At 61.6% G+C, this 17,917-nt stretch carries 10 protein-coding genes and 1 pseudogene; 7 read left to right on the forward strand and 4 right to left on the reverse strand.

The annotated features are described in order from the left end of the window. Nucleotides 1–69: 69 nt before the first annotated feature. The 3 genes and pseudogenes from LMT64_RS06060 (at nt 70) to LMT64_RS06070 (ending at nt 5,541) form a co-directional block, all read left to right on the forward strand. On the forward strand, nt 70–2,976 hold the full coding sequence (locus LMT64_RS06060; protein ID WP_229253078.1) for an insulinase family protein: 2,907 nt from the start codon (nt 70–72) through the stop codon (nt 2,974–2,976). 328 nt (nt 2,977–3,304) lie between these two features. Further along, nucleotides 3,305–4,858, forward strand: a complete 1,554-nt coding sequence (locus tag LMT64_RS06065) for a GGDEF domain-containing protein (RefSeq protein ID WP_126350923.1) — start codon at nt 3,305–3,307, stop codon at nt 4,856–4,858. 26 nt (nt 4,859–4,884) lie between these two features. After that, a pseudogene (locus LMT64_RS06070) lies at nt 4,885–5,541 on the forward strand (EAL domain-containing protein). Between the two features lie 153 nt (nt 5,542–5,694). Here the strand turns inward: LMT64_RS06070 and LMT64_RS06075 are convergent. Further along, entirely contained in the window at nt 5,695–6,192 is a 498-nt protein-coding gene (locus LMT64_RS06075) for a DUF305 domain-containing protein (protein WP_126350926.1), read from the reverse strand. 179 nt (nt 6,193–6,371) lie between these two features. After that, nucleotides 6,372–7,037, reverse strand: coding sequence for a response regulator transcription factor (locus tag LMT64_RS06080; RefSeq protein ID WP_126350927.1), 666 nt, complete (start codon nt 7,035–7,037; stop codon nt 6,372–6,374). A gap of 514 nt (nt 7,038–7,551) precedes the next feature. Here LMT64_RS06080 and LMT64_RS06085 point away from each other — a divergent pair. From LMT64_RS06085 to lon, 4 genes are all read left to right on the forward strand, one after another. Further along, nucleotides 7,552–9,219 carry a ribonuclease J gene (locus tag LMT64_RS06085; protein WP_126350928.1) on the forward strand — a complete coding sequence of 556 codons (1,668 nt, stop codon included), beginning with the start codon at nt 7,552–7,554 and terminating at the stop codon, nt 9,217–9,219. 143 nt (nt 9,220–9,362) lie between these two features. Next, nucleotides 9,363–9,962, forward strand: a complete 600-nt coding sequence (clpP, locus tag LMT64_RS06090; RefSeq protein WP_126350929.1) for an ATP-dependent Clp protease proteolytic subunit — start codon at nt 9,363–9,365, stop codon at nt 9,960–9,962. After that, on the forward strand, nt 9,959–11,173 hold the full coding sequence (gene clpX, locus LMT64_RS06095) for an ATP-dependent Clp protease ATP-binding subunit ClpX (RefSeq protein WP_126350930.1): 1,215 nt from the start codon (nt 9,959–9,961) through the stop codon (nt 11,171–11,173). Before clpP ends, clpX begins: the two co-directional genes overlap by 4 nt. Nucleotides 11,174–11,325: 152 nt before the next feature. Continuing rightward, nucleotides 11,326–13,824, forward strand: a complete 2,499-nt coding sequence (gene lon / locus LMT64_RS06100) for an endopeptidase La (protein WP_126350931.1) — start codon at nt 11,326–11,328, stop codon at nt 13,822–13,824. Between the two features lie 148 nt (nt 13,825–13,972). Here lon and LMT64_RS06105 read toward each other — a convergent pair whose 3' ends face one another. Continuing rightward, nucleotides 13,973–15,193 carry a type IV pilus twitching motility protein PilT gene (locus tag LMT64_RS06105; RefSeq protein WP_126350932.1) on the reverse strand — a complete coding sequence of 407 codons (1,221 nt, stop codon included), beginning with the start codon at nt 15,191–15,193 and terminating at the stop codon, nt 13,973–13,975. A 45-nt stretch (nt 15,194–15,238) separates the two neighbouring features. Next, nucleotides 15,239–17,869, reverse strand: coding sequence for a type II/IV secretion system protein (locus tag LMT64_RS06110; protein WP_126350933.1), 2,631 nt, complete (start codon nt 17,867–17,869; stop codon nt 15,239–15,241). Nucleotides 17,870–17,917 lie beyond the last annotated feature (48 nt).

Raw genomic sequence — 17,917 nt, forward strand, 5'->3', positions numbered from 1 at the left:
AACCTTTTTGTGGCTCCCCGGCCACCAGCCACACCATTGCCCTCCCCTGCCAACCTCTACCATGTCAGGATGACCCTGACCCTTCCCAAACTTCCCCAACCCGGCCAGCGCCTGGGCCGCTACCTCACCGAAGAAGTCCACGACCTGCCGGAAATGCAGGGCACGCTGGTGCTGCTGCGCCACGAGAACGGCGCCCGCCACGCCCACGTGCAGCGTGAGGACGACAACCTGGCCTTCGGCGTCACCTTTCCGACTGTGCCGCAAGATTCCAGCGGCGTGGCACATATCCTCGAACACAACGTGCTGATGGGCAGTCAGCGTTACCCAGTGGCCGATCCCTTTTTCACCATGATTCCCCGGTCACTCAGCACCTTCATGAACGCCATGACCGCCGCCGACTGGACGACCTACCCCTTTTCCACCCGCAACCGCACCGACTTTTTCAACCTGCTCTCGGTGTATCTGGACGCGACCTTTTTCCCGCTGCTGCGCCGCGAGAGCTTCCTGCAGGACGGCTGGCGACTGGAACATGAGGTGGCCGGCGACCCCAGCAGCCCGCTGAGGCTGGGCGGTGTGGTCTACAACGAGATGAAAGGCGCGATGGCGACGCCTGGCAGTGTGCTGTTCCGGGCGTTCGGCAAGGCGCTGTATCCGGACCTGACCTACGCCAACAACTCTGGCGGGCAGCCCTCGGCCATTCCCACGCTGACGTATGAGGGAATGAAGGCCTTTCACGCGGCGCATTATCACCCATCCAACGCCTACTTTTATTCTTACGGCACCCTACCGCTGGAGGAAGTGCTGGACGCGATCGAGGAACAGGTCATGAGCCGTTTCGAGGCCCAGACACTGGATGTCAGCATCCCCGATCAGCCCCCCTTCAACGCGCCGCGCCGCGAGGAGGTGTTCTACGCCGGCAGCGACCTGGAACGCGGCTCGCAGGTGGCGGTGGGCTGGAAGCTGGGGCCAGTCTCGGACCCCCGTGAGAACCTGCGCTGGAGCGTGTTGAGCGACATCCTGCTGGGAAACCCTGCCGCACCGCTGATGCAACCACTGATCGATTCGGACCTGGGCACCTCGCTGGCCGATGTAAGTGGCTACCGTGACTCGTACCGTGAAGGTGCGTTTGCGGCGGGCCTCAAGGGACTGCCGCTGGGTCAGACCGAAGCCGTCGAGGCACTGGTGCTGGAAACGCTGCGCCAGATTGCCGAGGAGGGCATTGACCCGGAGCTGATCGAAAGCAGCTTGCACGGCTTCGAGCTGAGCAGCCGCGAGGTGAGCAACGCTGGCTTTCCGTATGGCCTGGGCGTGATGTTCGGGATGGTCGGCAGTTGGATGTATGGCGGCAACCCGGCAGGGGCGCTGCGGCTGGAGCCGGAGCTGACTCGCCTACGCGCAGACCTGAAAGCCGGGCCGGTGTTCGAGCCGATGCTCTGTGAACTGCTGGGCAACCCCCACCGCGTGACCCTGACCCTGACACCCGACCCTGAGCTGACTGCCCGTACCGAGGCCGAGGAACGGGAGCAGGTGGCCGGGATGGCGGCTGCCCTGGACGACGCCGGACGCGCCCGTATCCTGGCCGACAGCGCCGCGCTGGAAACTTGGCAAGCGCAGGAGCCGGACGAGTCCGTGCTGCCCTCACTGGGTCTGGATGACGTGACCCGCCACCTGCCGCGCCCTGACTATGGCGAAGAGCATCTGGGCAGCGTTACCCTCGGCCGGATTCCCCAGCCCACTGGGAGCCTGACCTATCTGGACGTGCAAACCCGCCTGCCGGAGTTGACCCAGGCACAGATTCAGGCGCTGCCGCTCTACGCCGCCTTCGTGACCAAATCGGGAGCTGCTGAACGTGACTACTTGGCCCTGGCCCGCCGGATTGAGGCCGTCACCGGGGGCATCGGTGCCAGTGTGGGCGTGGGGCACGCGCCGGGTAGCCTAGACAACGTACGCCTGTCGCTGACGGTGAGTGGCAAGGCCCTGGCCCGCAACGATGAACATCTGCGCGACCTGCTGCGCGATCTGCTGGAAGAGCCGCAGTTCACCGACGCCCGAATGCGCCAACTGCTGGGCCAGCGCTACGCCGCCCTCAAGAGCAGTGTGGTGAGCGCGGGCAACGCCTACGCCGAACGCCTCGCGGCCGCACAGGTGAGCCGCGCCGGAGCCCTGCAGGAAAGCATGAGCGGCCTGACCAGCCTGGAACGCATTAAGGCCCTGACCACCCCGGACGCTGACCTCACCAAGTTGCTGGGTACCTTCGGCGAGATTACCGCCCTGCTGCCACGCGGCGAAACGCTGCTGGCCCTGACCGCCACCCCGCAGGACGTGGGGCTGGACCTGAATTCGCTGGCCCAGGTCTTTGCTCAGGAAGGACATACCGCGCAGCCGGACACCCTGCTGCTGGGGCACCAACCCCAGGCCCGCGTGACCGATTCGCCAGTCAATTTCAATGCCGTGGCCTGGCAGACTGTTCCCTTTGCCCATCCCGACAGCCCGGCACTCCTGGTGCTGACCCGTTTGCTGCGCAGCGAATACCTGCTGGGCGAAATCCGCGAGAAGGGCGGGGCATATGGGGCCGGCGCCAGCCTGGACAGCCGCGCCGGGGTCTTCACGCTCAGCAGTTACCGTGACCCTCAGCTGGGACGCACTTTTGAGGTGTTTGCGGGCATTCCTGAATTTCTGGCGAGCGGCAAGCTGAAAGCCAACCACCTCACCGAAGCCATCTTGGGGTCCAGCAAAACCCTGGACCCACTGACCAGCCCCGACACCGTGGGCCGGATGCGCTTCTTTGGCGATCATGCAGGCTTCAGCACCGAGGTCAAGGAAGACTACCTGGCCCGGCTGCTGACTGTGACCCTGGAAGACGTGAACCGGGTGGCGGGGGCGTACCTGACGCCAGACAAGGCTGCCTATGCCACTGTGACAGGCAAGGACCCCGCCCAGGACGGCGGCTTCGACTGGGTGGTCAAGGAGATTTAAGCCTGGAAACAGCGGTGGGGACCACGTCATGGCCCCCACCGTTCGCATCTTTAGCCGCGTAGCCATCTCCGGTCAGCCGACATCCAAAGCACATGGGGATAGCCTGGTCAGACACTTCAACCAGCGGCATCCCCCACCTTTCAGTTGTTAGACATCAGTAGGAAAAGCGTCACCATCCGCTGTAAATTCTTTAAGACTTGCTCCATATGTAGCAGAATTCAGATGCCAGTGACGCCCCTGACCGTAAGATGAAATATGGTCCCGTTTTCTTCCAATTTGCCTACGACGGCTGACCTGACCGGACGCTTGGCACGCAGCTACGTCACCCATGCTGGGTGACCCCGAACGGGCCAGAAAAGAGATGCTGGAAGTATTGGAGCAGGCCCGGGAGATGGGCACTCTGGCACAGGAAATTGACGCCCTGCTCAAACTGGCCAGCTGTGACTTCCTGCAGGGCCGCTATGAACACCTGATGGTTCTCTCCGAAGAGGGCCTGCAAAAAAGCCGGGCCGCCTACCTGACGCAACTGGAAGCCATGTCGCTGAACATGTTGGGACTGGGCGCACAGCGACTGGGGCACCTGGAACAGGCCATGCGTTATCTGCTGGACTGTCTGCGGCTGGGCCAGCAACTGATGAACGAAGAAGCCATAACGGTGGCCCTGGGTAACATGGCGACGGTCTACAGCACCCTGGGCCACCATGAAATGGCGCTGCGGCTGACTGAACAGTCCCTGGAAATCTCGCAGAAGATCGCCTTCGTGCCGTTTACCGCCAACATGCTGGCAAATCTGGCGCAAGCACACTTTGACCTGGGCAACCATGAGCAGGCACTGGGCATGGCGAAGGAAGCCATTGGGTTTGCGCATAACAATGCGATGTCCCGCTTCGAGTGTTATGCGCGCGTCACCCTGACCGATACGCTGCTGGCCCTGGGGCGTGCCCAGGCCGCCTGCCGGGTCTCACAGTCGGGCTTGCGGGTGGCCCGCTGGGCCATGGACGCCGAAGGCGAGTCGCTGCTGTACTGGGGCATAGGCAAGGCCAAGCTGGCCCTTGGAGAACTGGACAAGGCACAGGAATATCTACAAGTCAGCCTGGACTTCGCAGTGCAGGCCAAGAGCCCGACCCAGGAACTGGACGTGCAGGAAACGCGTCTGGCACTGGCCGCTGCACAGGGCGATGCGGCACTGGCCACCCAGATCGGAGAGCGCATCACCAAGCTCAAGGACCAGTTGTACAGCTCAGACGTGCAGCAGGTCGTGCAGTCACTGACTGCACAGCTCCATCAGCAACTGAACCCTGGGACCACGGCAGCCATCTTGCCCTGGGACGCCGAATTGATGGAACTGACCCGCACCCTCAAGCGGGCCAACATGAGTCTGGCGCACCGCGCCGCGCATGAACCACTGACTGGTGCGCTTAATCGGCCACACTTTCAGTTGAGGATGCAAAAACAGCTGGATTCGCTGCAGCCAGGCGACTTGCTTGGAGTGATCGTCTGCAGCCTGGATCACATGAAGACCATCAATGAACTGTTCGGCCAGAGCGTAGGCGACGCCCTGCTCGTCTCAGCCGTACACCGCCTGCGGGAAACTCTGCGCTCCGGCGACCTGGTGGGCCGCCTGGGCAGTGACGAGTTCGTGATCATGCTGAATTTCATGGCGCAGGAGGAGGACCTGGAACACGTCATGCACAAGGTGCTGCACGCCTTACGGCAGCCGTTCGAAATCAGAGATCAACTGATTCACATCACCGCCTCACTGGGAGGTGTGGTTGTCCCACGTGACGGTCAGATGGTTGAAGCCCTGTTCAAAAATGCCGAGTTGACGGTGCAAAAAGTCAAAGCGGGCGGAATGGAGCACAGGTCTTTCATGCCGACCTGAGTGCCGCCGAGCAGCGAAAGCGTCTGCTGGGCTATGACTTACGCGAGGCCGTCGAGCAATCCGAGCTGGTCTTGCACTATCAACCACAATTTCAGCTGCCGGACAATACCCTGCGTGGCTTTGAAGCGTTGGTCCGCTGGCAACACCCGCAACTTGGTTTGCTGGGGCCGGACCAGTTTATTCCTCTAGCAGAGGAAACACGTCTGATCCTGGATATCGGGGACTGGGTGCTGCGTGAAGCCTGCCGTCAGGCCGTGCTCTGGAAACTTGCCTGACCGGGGTCTGCGCATCGGAATGTCTCGGCCCTGCAATTCAGCCAGCCGAGCTTTGTGCAGGAGGTTGCTGCCGCACTGGTCGCCACGGGACTGAGCGGAAGTGCCCTGGAACTGGAACTCACCGAAAGTATGGTTCATGGTGATCAGGAACTGGCGGTCACCCACTTGGCCGCCCTGGATGAACTGGGGGTCAGTGTCGCGCTAGACGATTTCGGTACCGGGTTCTCCAGTCTGAATATGCTGCATAATCTCCCCTTCCACGTCCTCAAAATTGACCGAGGCTTTCTACGCGACCTGCACCCGAACGGCCTCAACTACGCCAGAGCCCGCACGCTCATTGAAGTGACGATCAGCCTGGCACACATCATAAACATGGCCGTGGTGGCCGAAGGTGTAGAGGCCGAATAGCAGCTACAACTACTCAATGAGCTGGGCTGTGATCAGGCACAGGGGTATTTGCTGGGCCGCCCAGTCCCCGCCACCGAAGCCGAACGGCTGCTGACCAGTTTGGATGGACAGCGAACCGGTTAACCAGCGAGAGCAACTCAACATATGGTGGCTCTACTGCAAATCTTTGATCAGCGCTTTCATCTCGGCGATTTCACGCCGCTGGGCTTCTATGATTTCGCCGGCCAGTTCGCGCACGCGGGGGTCTTGCAGCTGCGCGCGCTCACTGGTCAAGATGGCGATGGAGTGGTGCGGAATCATCGCCCGCATCCAGGCCACGTCACCGACAGTCGCCTGCGAGCGCACCAGCCACAGCCCGCCCAAAAACAGGGCCGCGCTGCCAAGGTAAATCGCCATGTTCTTGGCCCGGTCCTGATACATGCCGCGCATAAACAGCAGCATGACCGTGGCCATGATGCCGGTCATCAGCATGGACATGAAAAAGCGGCTCCAGCTGAAAAAGACATGGTCCCAGGCGGAGGTGTTCAGGTACATCGCGGCGTACATCAGCACGGCGGAAGTGAGCACCATGGCGACAAAGCGGCCATAGTTGCCGTCCGACTCGGATTGACCATGGTTCTGGGACCCACCGGGGGAGGACTTGTGTTTCATGACGTGAGTATCCTCAGGAATACTGGACCCCTGATGAATAGGAGCTTCAGGTAGTCTCCAAGGTCGGGCAGTTGAGAGGAACAGCAAGCCGAAACAGGAGGCCCCAGCTTGTGCCTGAGCTTCCTGTCTGAAAGTTGAACCCTGGGGCCAGCGCAGTCGTCTGCAGACCCTTGTGCCCTTTAGCCCCGCAGCGCGTAGCCCACGCCGCGCACGGTCCGCAGCAGGCCATAGCCGTCCAGGTCGCGCAGCTTGGCGCGCAGGTTGGCCATATGGACATCCACCACGTTGCTGCCTTCGGGCAGGCGGCCCTGCCAGATTTCCTGGCCGATTTCCTGGCGCGAGTACACCCGGCCCGGCTGCCGGATCAGCAGGCTGAGAATGTCGAATTCCTTGGGACTCAGGCGCAGTTCCTCGCCCTTATAGGTGGCCAGGCGTTTTTGGGGGTCCAGGGTCAGGTCGCCCATCGTGAGGCTTTCGGTCACGCGCTGGCGCAGCTGCACCTTGACGCGGGCCAGCAGTTCGTCGGGGTGAAACGGCTTGATGATGTAATCGTCGGCCCCCAGGCCCAGCAAGCGCACCTTTTCATCTACGGTGTCGCGGGCGGTCAGCACGATGATGGGCACGGCACTGTTCTTGCGTAGGCGCTGCACCACATCGCCACCGTCAAAATCCGGCAACCCCAGGTCCAGGATGATCAGGTCCGGGTTGTCCTCGCGGGCTTTGATCAGCCCGGTCATGGCGACGTCAGCGTGGTCCACCCCGTAGCCCGCATCGGTCAGGTCCAGCTTCAGGACGTTGGCGATATCCAGGTCGTCTTCAATGATCAGGATGTTGTGTTCATTCATTGCCGAGCATGATAACGCTTCCTTAAGGCGACGCTTGCCCTAGGAGTGGGCTGAATTGAACGTGACATTTCCCTGGTCTTTCCACCAGCAGACACTTCTGGCCCCTTGCTCACCCAAGAGACAGGGAGCCAAATCCAGGACCCTGCAACTGGGATTGGGGCGTGTTCAAGTGGGTGATCCAGGCAGCTGTGATAACTTGAGGGCACTGCGGCAACGCCCGGAACCTGGGGCAGACCGAGAATTCTTCTGCACCCTGTGAGCGGCAGAGTCCCTCGCCCCAAGTGCCCCGCCTGCTGCGACCAGGACGCTTTTTTTGACGCCGCCTTCTCTCTCCAGCCTAGCGCTGGCTTACGGCTTTTTTTGTACCGCCACCGCGTGTATATCGCCCCCGGTTTCTGCACAGCCATAGATACGACGGTTTTACGGACGTATTGATGTGAGCAGATTCAGGTGGCTCAGAACACATAGACAGAGGCCTTCTCAAGAGGACCTTGCACCACCAAAAGGAGATACTATGACGCAAAACCCCACCCCTGAAGAGGCGCAGCAGCCGTTCATCCAGGTCATTCCGCTGGGCGGCATGGGCGAGATCGGCAAGAACATCACTGCCTACCGCTACGGCGACGAAATCTTGCTGGTTGACGGCGGTCTGGCGTTTCCCGACACCACCCAACCGGGCATTGACCTGATTATTCCGCGCATGGATTACCTGCTGCAAAACGCCGGGCTAATCAAGGGTTGGTTCCTGACCCACGGCCACGAGGACCACATCGGCGGCTTGCCCTACCTGATGGCGCGCCTGCCCAAGATTCCCGTGTACGGCGGCGCGCTGACGCTGGGCCTGGTCCGCGAGAAGTTCAAGGAATTCGGCATCAAGGATTCCGACACCGACTTCCGTGAGGTGGAAGACGGCGACGTGCTGAACATCGGTGAGGCCTTTAAGCTGGAAGTGTTCTGCATGACGCACTCCATCCCCGACAACCACGGCTACGTCCTGCAGACGCCTGCTGGACAGATTGTCCACACGGGAGATTTCAAGCTGGACGAACAACCCGGCGACGGCAAACTGAGCGACCTGGCCCGCCTCAAGCGGGCGGGTGACGAGGGCGTCTTGCTGCTGCTGAGCGACTCCACCAACGCCGAGCGTCCAGGACGTACCCCCAGCGAAACCGAGATCGCCCAGAACTTGGAAGACGTGATCCGGGGCTGCCGGGGCCGGGTGTTCCTGACCACCTTCGCCTCGCAGGTGCTGCGCCTGCAAAACATCCTGAACATTGCCCACAAACTGGGCCGCCGGGTGGTGATCGAAGGCCGCTCCATGCTGAAGTACACCCAGGTGGCACAGGAACTGGGCTTCATGGAGGCCCCCGAGCCGTTCCTGACCTCCGACCAGGTGGCGGGCCTGCAGGACTCGCAGGTGCTGTTCCTCTGCACCGGTTCGCAGGGCCAACCGATGAGCGTGCTCAGCCGCCTGGCCTTCGGCAACCACGCCAAAATTGCCCTCAAGCGCGGTGACAGCGTGATTCTGTCCAGCAACCCCATTCCCGGCAACGAGGAAGCGGTCAATCTGGTCATCAACCACCTGTACGAAATCGGCACCGACGTGTACTACCCCCCCACCTACCGGGTCCACGCTTCGGGCCATGGCAGCCGCGACGAGCTGGCCGAGGTGCTGAATCTGGTGCGGCCCAAGTACTTCCTGCCCTGGCACGGCGAACCGCGCCACCAGATCAACCATGCCCGGCTGGCCCAGAGCCTGGCGCAGCCCCCGCAGCGCACCCTGATTGCCCGCAACGGCGACATCGTGCACCTGAGCCAAGGCGAGTTCAAGGTGACCGAAACGGTTCCCGCCGGCGCCGTGTATGTGGACGGCCTGGGCGTAGGCGACATTGGCGACGATATCCTGATGGACCGCAATGCCATGAGCCAGGACGGTCTGATGGTCCTGACCGCCGTGCTGCACCCCACCCCGCATGTGGAAATCGTCTCGCGCGGCTTTGCCCGCTCCAATCCCGCACTGGACGCCGAGATTCAGCGGGTGGCTCTGGAAGCCGTCACCGAGGGCTTCCGCCAGAAGCGGCGCCTGGAAGACATCCGCGACGATATGTACGGCCAAGTGCGCCGCTTTGTCCGCAAGGCGACTGGACGCAACCCGGTGCTGATTCCGCTGGTGGTGGACTGAGGCGCACAAGCCGCTGGTCACAGCGACTCTCTCCTCTCTTCAAGGGAGGGGGGATTTTTTTTGTGCCCTCTGCCTTGTTTGTGTGCAGCCCTTACGCGTATTCGCCTACCTTTGCCCCGCCCATGCGTGCGATACTACGGGGTATGAGTGTCATCCCCTACGTGATTGAACAGACCGGGCGCGGTGAGCGGACGTACGATATCTACTCGCGTCTGCTCAAGGACCGCATTATTTTCGTCGGCACTCCGGTGGAATCGCAGATGGCGAACTCGATCGTGGCGCAGCTGCTGCTGCTGGACAGCCAGAACCCCGAGCAGGAAATCCAGATGTACATCAACTGCCCCGGCGGCGAGGTGTACGCGGGCCTGGCGATCTACGACACCATGCAGTATGTCCGCGCGCCGATCAGCACCATCTGCGTGGGCATGGCCATGAGCATGGGCAGCGTGCTACTGATGGCCGGTGACAAGGGCAAGCGGATGGCGCTGCCCAACAGCCGCATCATGATTCACCAGGGCAGCGCCGGATTTAGGGGCAACACCCCTGACCTGGAAGTGCAGGCCAAGGAAGTGCTGTCGTTGCGCGACAAGCTCGTAGAGATCTACCACAAGCACACCGACATTCCCCACGAAAAATTGATGCGCGATATGGAGCGCGACTACTTCATGTCGCCTGAAGAAGCCCAGAAATACGGCCTGATTGACCAGGTCATCGAACGCACCCGCGAACTGGAGACCGCATGACCAAAACTGTCACCGGGGACCGCTGCTCGTTTTGCGGGCGGCAGCACCCCCAGATTGCCCAGCTGATTGAAGCGCCGGGACGCACCGCATTTATCTGCAACGAGTGTGCTGAACGCGCTTCTGAGCTGGTCCGGCAGAACCTGAAGAAAGACCAGAGCGAGTTTGACCTGTCTGACCTGCCCAGCCCCAAAGAAATCAAGGCTTACCTGGACGAATTCGTGATCGGGCAGGACGAGGCCAAGAAAGCCCTGGCAGTAGCGGTGGTCAGCCACTACCAGCGGCTATCGCACCCCGAAGCAGGGCTGCAAAAGAGCAATATCCTCTTGATCGGTCCGACCGGCACCGGCAAGACGCTGCTGGCCCAATCGCTGGCCGAGATGCTGGAAGTGCCGTTTGCGATTGCCGACGCCACCACCCTGACCGAAGCCGGCTATGTGGGTGACGACGTGGAAAACGTGATCGTGCGCCTGCTGCAGTCGGCCGACTACGACCCCGCGGCGGCCGAGCGCGGCATCATCTACGTGGACGAGATTGACAAGATTGCCCGCAAGTCGGAAGGCACCTCGATTACCCGCGACGTGTCGGGCGAGGGCGTGCAGCAGGCCCTGCTGAAAATCATCGAAGGCACCACCGCGCAGGTGCCGCCCCAGGGCGGACGCAAACACCCCCAGCAGGAGCTGGTGCAGGTGGACACCCGCAACATCCTGTTTATCGTGGGCGGAGCGTTCGACGGCATGGAAGACATCGCCCGCAGCCGCACCAACGTGCGCAGCGTGGGCTTCGGCGCCGAGGCCAAAGGCGAGGAGCACGAGGAAGTGCGCTTTATGCCCGAGGACCTGGTCAAGTTCGGCCTGATTCCCGAGTTCGTGGGCCGTCTGCCGCTGGTGGTGCAGCTCCAGGACCTAGATGAAGAAGCGCTGGTGCGTATCCTGACCGAGCCGCAGGGCGCGATTATCAAGCAATACCAGGCCCTGTTCGGCTTTCAGGATGTGGACCTCACCTTCAGCGAGGAGGCATTGTCCGAGGTGGCCAAACGTGCCCGTGAGCGCAAAACCGGAGCGCGTGGCCTGCGGGCCGTGCTGGAAAAGGCCATGACAGACCTGCTGTTTGAGTTGCCAATGGAAGACCTCAAGGAGCTACGTTTCGGGGCTGAACACATTGATGACCCGATGCAGCTGCTTGAGTCTAAGGGACTCAAGAAGTCTGCTTAATCTTTAGCATATCGCAAGCTAGATTACAGCGCCCGCGGTGTTCCTGCTCCTAGACTGCCTTTCTACCTTGGAGCCGGGGACACCGTTCTCAATTTGATCTGGGTCAGGCCCGGCCAACCAGTAAGGCTTTTCTCGCCAAAGGAGCGTTTGAAATGATCTGGGAACTTCCCGTAGTTGCACTGAGAAATATCGTTTTGATGCCGGGCATGACCATGAACGTGGACGTGGGCCGACCCAAGTCCAAGCGCGCGGTGGACGAGGCCCAGGCTGCCGACCGCCGTGTTCTGCTGCTGACCCAACGCGAAGCCCGCACCGATGATCCCACAGTTGGTGAGCTGTTTGATACCGGCGTGCTGGGCGTCATCAAGCAAGTGGTGCGGATGCCCGACAACACCTATCAGGTGCTGGTGGAGGCCCAGGAGCGGGCCAACGTGCTGGACGAAGTACCCAGCACCTACATGCGGGTGCGCGCCGAAACGCTGACGCCCGCTACCCCCGAAGGTGATGAGGCGCGCGTACTGGACGTGTTGGGGGGCGAGATCAAGTCCAGCTTTGAGGAATACCAGCGCCAGAACAAGGGCCTGCGCCTGGACAACTACCAGCTTGAGAGCCTGAATGCTCTCAGCGATGCGGGGATCCTGGCCGATACCGTGACCCATCACGCCACCTGGGAAGCCGAGGACAAGCAGAGCGTGCTGGCCGAGGCCGAGCTGCGCCCCCGCCTGGAAAAGGTGCTGGGCCTGCTGACCCGTGACTTGGAACGCTTCAACCTGGATAAGAAGATCGCCGGGCGCGTCAAAGAACAGATGGACACCAACCAGCGCGAATACTACCTGCGCGAGCAGATGAAGGCCATCGGGCAGGAGCTGGGCGGCGGTGAGGACGGCCCCGCCGAAGCCGAAGCCCTCAAGGAGCGCGTCGAAGCCGCCGGCATGCCCCAGAGCGTCAAAGACAAAGCGCTCAAGGAAATTCAGCGCCTGGAACGCACCCCTGGTGGCAGCCCTGAAAGCACCGTGGTCCGTAACTACGTAGAGTGGCTGCTGGACCTGCCCTGGCAGACGCGTGATGAGGAAATCCTCGATATCAGCCGCACCGAAGACATCCTCAACGATGATCACTACGCACTAGACGATGTCAAGGACCGGATTCTGGAGTTCCTGGCGGTGCGGCAATTGACGCAATCACCCCTGCGAGCGGATGCAAGTAGCGAAGAGGGTGGCGGGCCGTCCCGCCGCCCAGATGAAGTACCGGATGCCGCAGCGGACGCTGAAGCCACCGAGCGCACCGCCGAGGAGCGGGTGGACGACGCCGAGCTGCGTGCTCCGATCCTCTGTCTGGTCGGCCCTCCCGGGGTCGGCAAGACCTCGCTGGGCAAGAGCATCGCCCGTAGCCTGAACCGCAAGTTCGTGCGGATGGCGCTGGGCGGGATGCGGGACGAGGCCGAAGTGCGCGGCCACCGCCGCACCTACATCGGCTCCATGCCGGGCCGGATCATTCAGGGCATGAAGCAGGCAGGAGTGGTCAACCCCATCATCCTGCTGGACGAGATTGACAAGATGAGCAGCGACTGGCGCGGTGATCCCAGCAGCGCCATGCTGGAAGTGCTGGACCCTGAGCAGAACCACACCTTCCAGGACCACTACCTGGAAGTGCCGTACGACCTCTCGCAGGTGATGTTCATCACGACAGCCAACAGCCTGCAGACCATCCCCAGGCCGCTGCTGGACCGCATGGAAGTGATTCAGATTCCCGGCTACACCCAGGCCGAGAAGGTAGAGATTGCGCGGCGTTACCGCGTGCCACGCCAGATCAAGTCGCACGGTCTGGAAGGCAAGCTGGAACTGACGGATGCTGCGCTGAACCGCGTGGTGGAGGAATACACCGCCGAGGCTGGTGTGCGTAACCTCGACCGCCAGATCAGCAAACTGACCCGCAAGGCGGCGCGCGAGTACCTGCAAACCCCCTGGGAAGGCATGAAAGTCATTGACGCTCCTGAAGTCCCTGAGTATCTGGGCGTGCCCCTGCACCGCCCTGACAAGATGGAGCGTGAACCACAGGTGGGCGCCGCACAGGGTCTGGCCTGGACCAGTGTGGGCGGCACCATGCTGGTGGTCGAAGCACTGGCGACCCCTGGCACCGGCAAGATCAACATGACGGGTTCCCTGGGTGATGTCATGAAAGAAAGCGTGGCCGCCGCCATCGCCTACCTGCGGGCCCACGCCCATGAGTACGGCGCCGACCCTGACTTTCACAAGAACTTGGACCTGCACGTCCACTTCCCCGACGGTGCCACTCCCAAGGACGGCCCCAGTGCGGGCATTACCATCGCCACTGCTGTGATCAGCGCCATTACAGGCCGCCCCGCTCGCATGGACGTGGCCATGACTGGCGAGATCAGCTTGCGCGGCCGGGTGCTGCCGATTGGCGGCGTGAAGGAAAAACTGCTGGCGGCCCACCAGGGCGGCATCCGCGAAGTGATTATTCCTGCCGACAACGAACCCTACTTGCAAGAAGTGCCCGATAGCATCCGCAGTGAGCTGAAGATTCATTGCCTGGAGAAAGTAGGTGATGTGCTGGACTTGGTGCTGCTGCCTGCTCAGCCGCAACACATCCCTGCCACGCAGGGTGAACACCAGCAACCCGGCGCCTAACTTTCTAAAATCGAGAAGCTGATGACTCCCTCTCCTCTGGAGGGGGATTTTTGTTGGGCCCAAAAAAGACTGCCACCCTTTAGCCGGAGTGGCAGTCTTTTTTGCAGTGGCAAAATAACAGTGGCCAGACGGGCTCCCCGGACCTGATTCAGCCGCGCCCAAAGGTCTTGGTGCTGTCGCCTGCGCCTGCTGGAGCCGCTGCGCCGCGTCCAAACGCGCCCCCGCCCGACGCAGCACCGCCACCATAACCACCGGCCATCGCCGCAGCGGGCATACTGCCGCCGGTATCCGCACTCTTGTCGGCCGCCAGACGGGCGAATTCCTTGCTGTCCACAGCACGTTCCAGGCCGGTGTCGTAAGAGATCACGCGGCGGTGGTACAGCTGCGCCAGGTAGGTGTCCATCGTGATCATGCCCTCGCGGGTACCGGTCTGCATGGAGCTGACGATCTGGTAGGTCTTGCCCTCACGGATCAGGGCGCGAATGGCCGGGTTGGCGATCATCAGTTCATATGCCAGAATCCGCCCAGAGCCGTCAGCGCGGGGCAGCAGCTGCTGGGTCATGATGGCCACCAGGTTGTTGGCCAGCTGCACGCGGATCTGCTCTTGCTGCTCCTCGGGGAACACGTCCACGATACGGTCAATGGATTCGGGAGCCGAGTTGGTGTGCAGCGTACCCATCACCAGGTGGCCAGTTTCTGCGGCGGTCACGGCGGCCTTGATCGTCTCGTAGTCACGCATTTCGCCCACCAGAATCACGTCAGGCGCTTGACGTAACGAGGCACGCAGAGCGTTCTCGAAACTCATGGTGTCGGCATGCACCTCACGTTGATTGATGATGCTCTGCTTGTGATCGTGCATGAACTCAATCGGGTCTTCAATGGTCACGATGTGCAGACGCTTGGTGGAGTTGATGTGGTCGATCATGGCCGCCAGGGTGGTGGATTTTCCCGAGCCGGTCGGTCCAGTGACCAACACCAGGCCACGCGGCGCATTGGCGATGTCAATAACATTCTGTGGCAACCCCATCTCCTGGACCGACTTGACCTTGGTGGGAATCAGACGCATGACTCCACCCACGTTGCCACGCTGCATAAATGCGTTCACACGAAAGCGGGCCTTTTCACCCAGCGCAAAGCTGAAGTCCAGTTCACGGCGTTCTTCGAAGGTGCGCTGCTGCTTTTCGTTCATCATCGAATACATCAGCTTGCGGGTATCCACCGGCTTGAGCACGCTGTAATCATCGTGAACCTCATAGCGGCCCTGCAACTTGAACTGGGGCGGCAGGCCTACGGTCAGGATCACGTCCGAGGCATCGTTCTCGGCGGCGTATTTCAGGATATCGGTAATGTCGGGGGCAAGTTGAGTCATGGATTCTCAGTCTCCTTGGGAGGGTGGGGGGGAAAGCAAAATGATTTAGCTGCTGGTCACGGCCAGGACTTCTTCTAGGGTGGTGATGCCTTGCAGGGCCTTCTGAATGCCGTCTTTGCGCAGCGTCCACATCTCCCCTTCGTCAATGGCAATGTCCTTGATGTCGGTGGCGGTCTTACCGGTGTTGATCGCACGGCGAATGGTGTCGTCAATGACCATCAGTTCGTGGATACCCGTACGGCCTTTGTAGCCGGTGCCGCCACAACGTGGGCAACCTGCTCCTCGGCGGAGGTCGGCACCCTGAATGTCGGCGTCGCTGAGGCCCAGACGGCGCAGCACCTCAGGGTCAGCCGCAGTGGGCTGGGAACAGTCCTTGCAGACCCGCCGCACCAGGCGCTGAGCAAGCACGCCGATCACGGCGGCCCCGATGTTAAACAGCTCTACACCCATTTCCTCCAGGCGCACGATGGCTCCAGCAGCGTCGTTGGTGTGTAGGGTGGCCAGCACGAGGTGACCAGTCAGCGCCGCTTCGGTGGCGATCTTGGCAGTTTCGCCGTCACGGATCTCCCCCACGAAGATGATGTCGGGGTCCTGGCGGAGAAATGCACGCAGCGCCCGCGCAAAAGTCATCCCGGCAGCGTTGTTCACCTGGCTCTGCATGATGCCGGGAATCTCGTATTCCACCGGGTCTTCAATGGTGGTGGTGTTCTTCTCTGGCTTGGCGATGCGCTTGAGGGTCGAGAAACTGGTAAACGATTTCCCCGAACCTGTCGGCCCCGTCACCAGAAAGATGCCGTTAGGCTTATCGATGACTTCCAGGTAGCGGCGGAAGTTATGGTCCGAGAAGCCCAACTGCTCCACTTCCGGAATGTTCTCGGCTTTTTGCAGCAAGCGCATCACAGCCTTTTCGCCGTATACGGTGGGCAGCGTGGACAGACGCAGGTCAATGTCAATCGCGCCCTTGCGGAAACGCACACGCCCGTCCTGCGGCACACGCCGCTCGGCGATATCCAGCCCACCCATGATCTTGATGCGGGCCAGCAGCGCCTGCGCCGAGCCCTTGGGCAAGCTGGCCTGTTTCCGCAGCGATCCGTCAATGCGGTACCGGACCAGCACATCGGTTTCGGTGGGCTCGATGTGAATATCGCTCACGTCCTGCAAGACGGCTTCACGAATCAGGTTCTCGACGGTGCGGACTACGGCATTGTCGTCCAGTGCCGTATCCACCTCCGCTGTAGACTCCTGCAACTTCTGGCGCTCACGGCTTTCTTCCAGCAGGCGCTGATTCAGCTCGGCCATGTCCTTGGAGCCGAAATACTTCTCGATCAGACGAGTGATTTCCTTCTCGACCATCACGGCCGGGATGATGTCGCGCCCCGTGATCAGCTGCAGATCGTCCAGCGCAAACACGTTGCGTGGGTCCTTCATGGCGACGACCAGCGACTCGCCTTCCAGACGGACCGGGACGACGCTGTAACGCCGCGCAGTGGCTTCTGGGACCATCATGGACACGTTGGTGTCAGGAGGGTTCTTCGCAGGATCGATAAACTCGTAACCCAGCTGCGTCGCCAGCGACTGCGCCAGCATTTTAGGGCTGAGCTTGCCCGACTGAATCAGGGTATCTTCCAGGCGCTGGCCCCCGCGCTGCTGCTGCCGGGCCGCTTCAATGTCGCTGGAATCGGCAAAGCCCATCTCCATGATCACGTCGGTCAGTGATTTGGAGCGGCCCCCACTCTGGGCGTAGAGCGACTGCAGTTCGTCTTTGACACGCTCTGGCTCAGGGGCCGGGTACAACCGGGCAGTGGCCTCCTCCACTTGGTGTGGAGTGCTCATCAGGAATTTGACCGGTTCTGTGAACAGGGCCTGGATATCTGAGAAGTGACGCGGGTCGTGCGAGACGACCTCGTACCCTTCCTCGCTGCGGCTGATCGGCAAGCCGCCGTACCGCACGGCGTCGGTGCGGGAAAGAGCGCTGAGCACATGGTCAGGCACACTAAAGCCACTCAGATCAGGCAGAAACTCCAGGCTCTGCTGATCGGCCAAGGCGCGGTACAGCTGCTCGCTACTCAGGGCACCCTGACCGACCAGGATCTGCCCCAGCGGCTCGCCTGTCCGCTCCTGGAACTTCAGGGCCATGTCCAGCTGTGCCTGATTGACCAGACCGCGTCCCAGCAGGTGTTCGCCCAGGCGCATCTGCCCCGGAGCCGCCGTATCAGGGCGCTGGGCCTCCAGACCCAGTTCGGGATAGTGCTCAGCCAGGCGCCAGTACAGGGCCGCCCGCATCGCCTGATAGGCCTTGATATCAAAACCGGTTTCGTCTTCCAGCACCTCAGCGGTCAGGGTGTTGAGCGGCTCGATCATCGCCACATGGAGTAAGTCCCCCTCCAGCGCGAAGGGCAGGGCACCGGCATTCAGCGCCACTTGACCCGGCACAGTAGCCAGGGCTTCCGGCTCTGGCTCGGTGGTGAGCAAATCCACCATGGGAATGCCCAGACTCTCGGACAGAACGAGTGCCAGGCGCTTTTCGCCTACCACGCCGGAATCGATCATCACATCGGCCAGCCGTCCACCCACTTCGGCGTGCCGCACCACCATGCGCTGAAGGTCCTCGTCGGAGATATAGCCACCGTCCAGCAATACGGCGCCGAGTTTACGGTCTGCAATTGATAACGTCATGCTTCCTCCTGGCTGCGCCCACTACGGACGGCACAGATGGGTACTGGC

Source organism: Deinococcus radiophilus (assembly GCF_020889625.1).
GTDB lineage: Bacteria > Deinococcota > Deinococci > Deinococcales > Deinococcaceae > Deinococcus > Deinococcus radiophilus.

Excerpts from the sequence above, each read along its gene's own strand:
- LMT64_RS06060 (WP_229253078.1), top strand. The coding sequence starts at position 70 with ATGACCCTGACCCTTCCCAAACTTCCCCAACCCGGCCAGCGCCTGGGC.
- LMT64_RS06065 (WP_126350923.1), top strand. The coding sequence starts at position 3,305 with ATGCTGGGTGACCCCGAACGGGCCAGAAAAGAGATGCTGGAAGTATTG.
- LMT64_RS06075 (WP_126350926.1), bottom strand. The coding sequence starts at position 6,192 with ATGAAACACAAGTCCTCCCCCGGTGGGTCCCAGAACCATGGTCAATCC.
- LMT64_RS06080 (WP_126350927.1), bottom strand. The coding sequence starts at position 7,037 with ATGAATGAACACAACATCCTGATCATTGAAGACGACCTGGATATCGCC.
- LMT64_RS06085 (WP_126350928.1), top strand. The coding sequence starts at position 7,552 with ATGACGCAAAACCCCACCCCTGAAGAGGCGCAGCAGCCGTTCATCCAG.
- clpP (WP_126350929.1), top strand. The coding sequence starts at position 9,363 with ATGAGTGTCATCCCCTACGTGATTGAACAGACCGGGCGCGGTGAGCGG.
- clpX (WP_126350930.1), top strand. The coding sequence starts at position 9,959 with ATGACCAAAACTGTCACCGGGGACCGCTGCTCGTTTTGCGGGCGGCAG.
- lon (WP_126350931.1), top strand. The coding sequence starts at position 11,326 with ATGATCTGGGAACTTCCCGTAGTTGCACTGAGAAATATCGTTTTGATG.
- LMT64_RS06105 (WP_126350932.1), bottom strand. The coding sequence starts at position 15,193 with ATGACTCAACTTGCCCCCGACATTACCGATATCCTGAAATACGCCGCC.
- LMT64_RS06110 (WP_126350933.1), bottom strand. The coding sequence starts at position 17,869 with ATGACGTTATCAATTGCAGACCGTAAACTCGGCGCCGTATTGCTGGAC.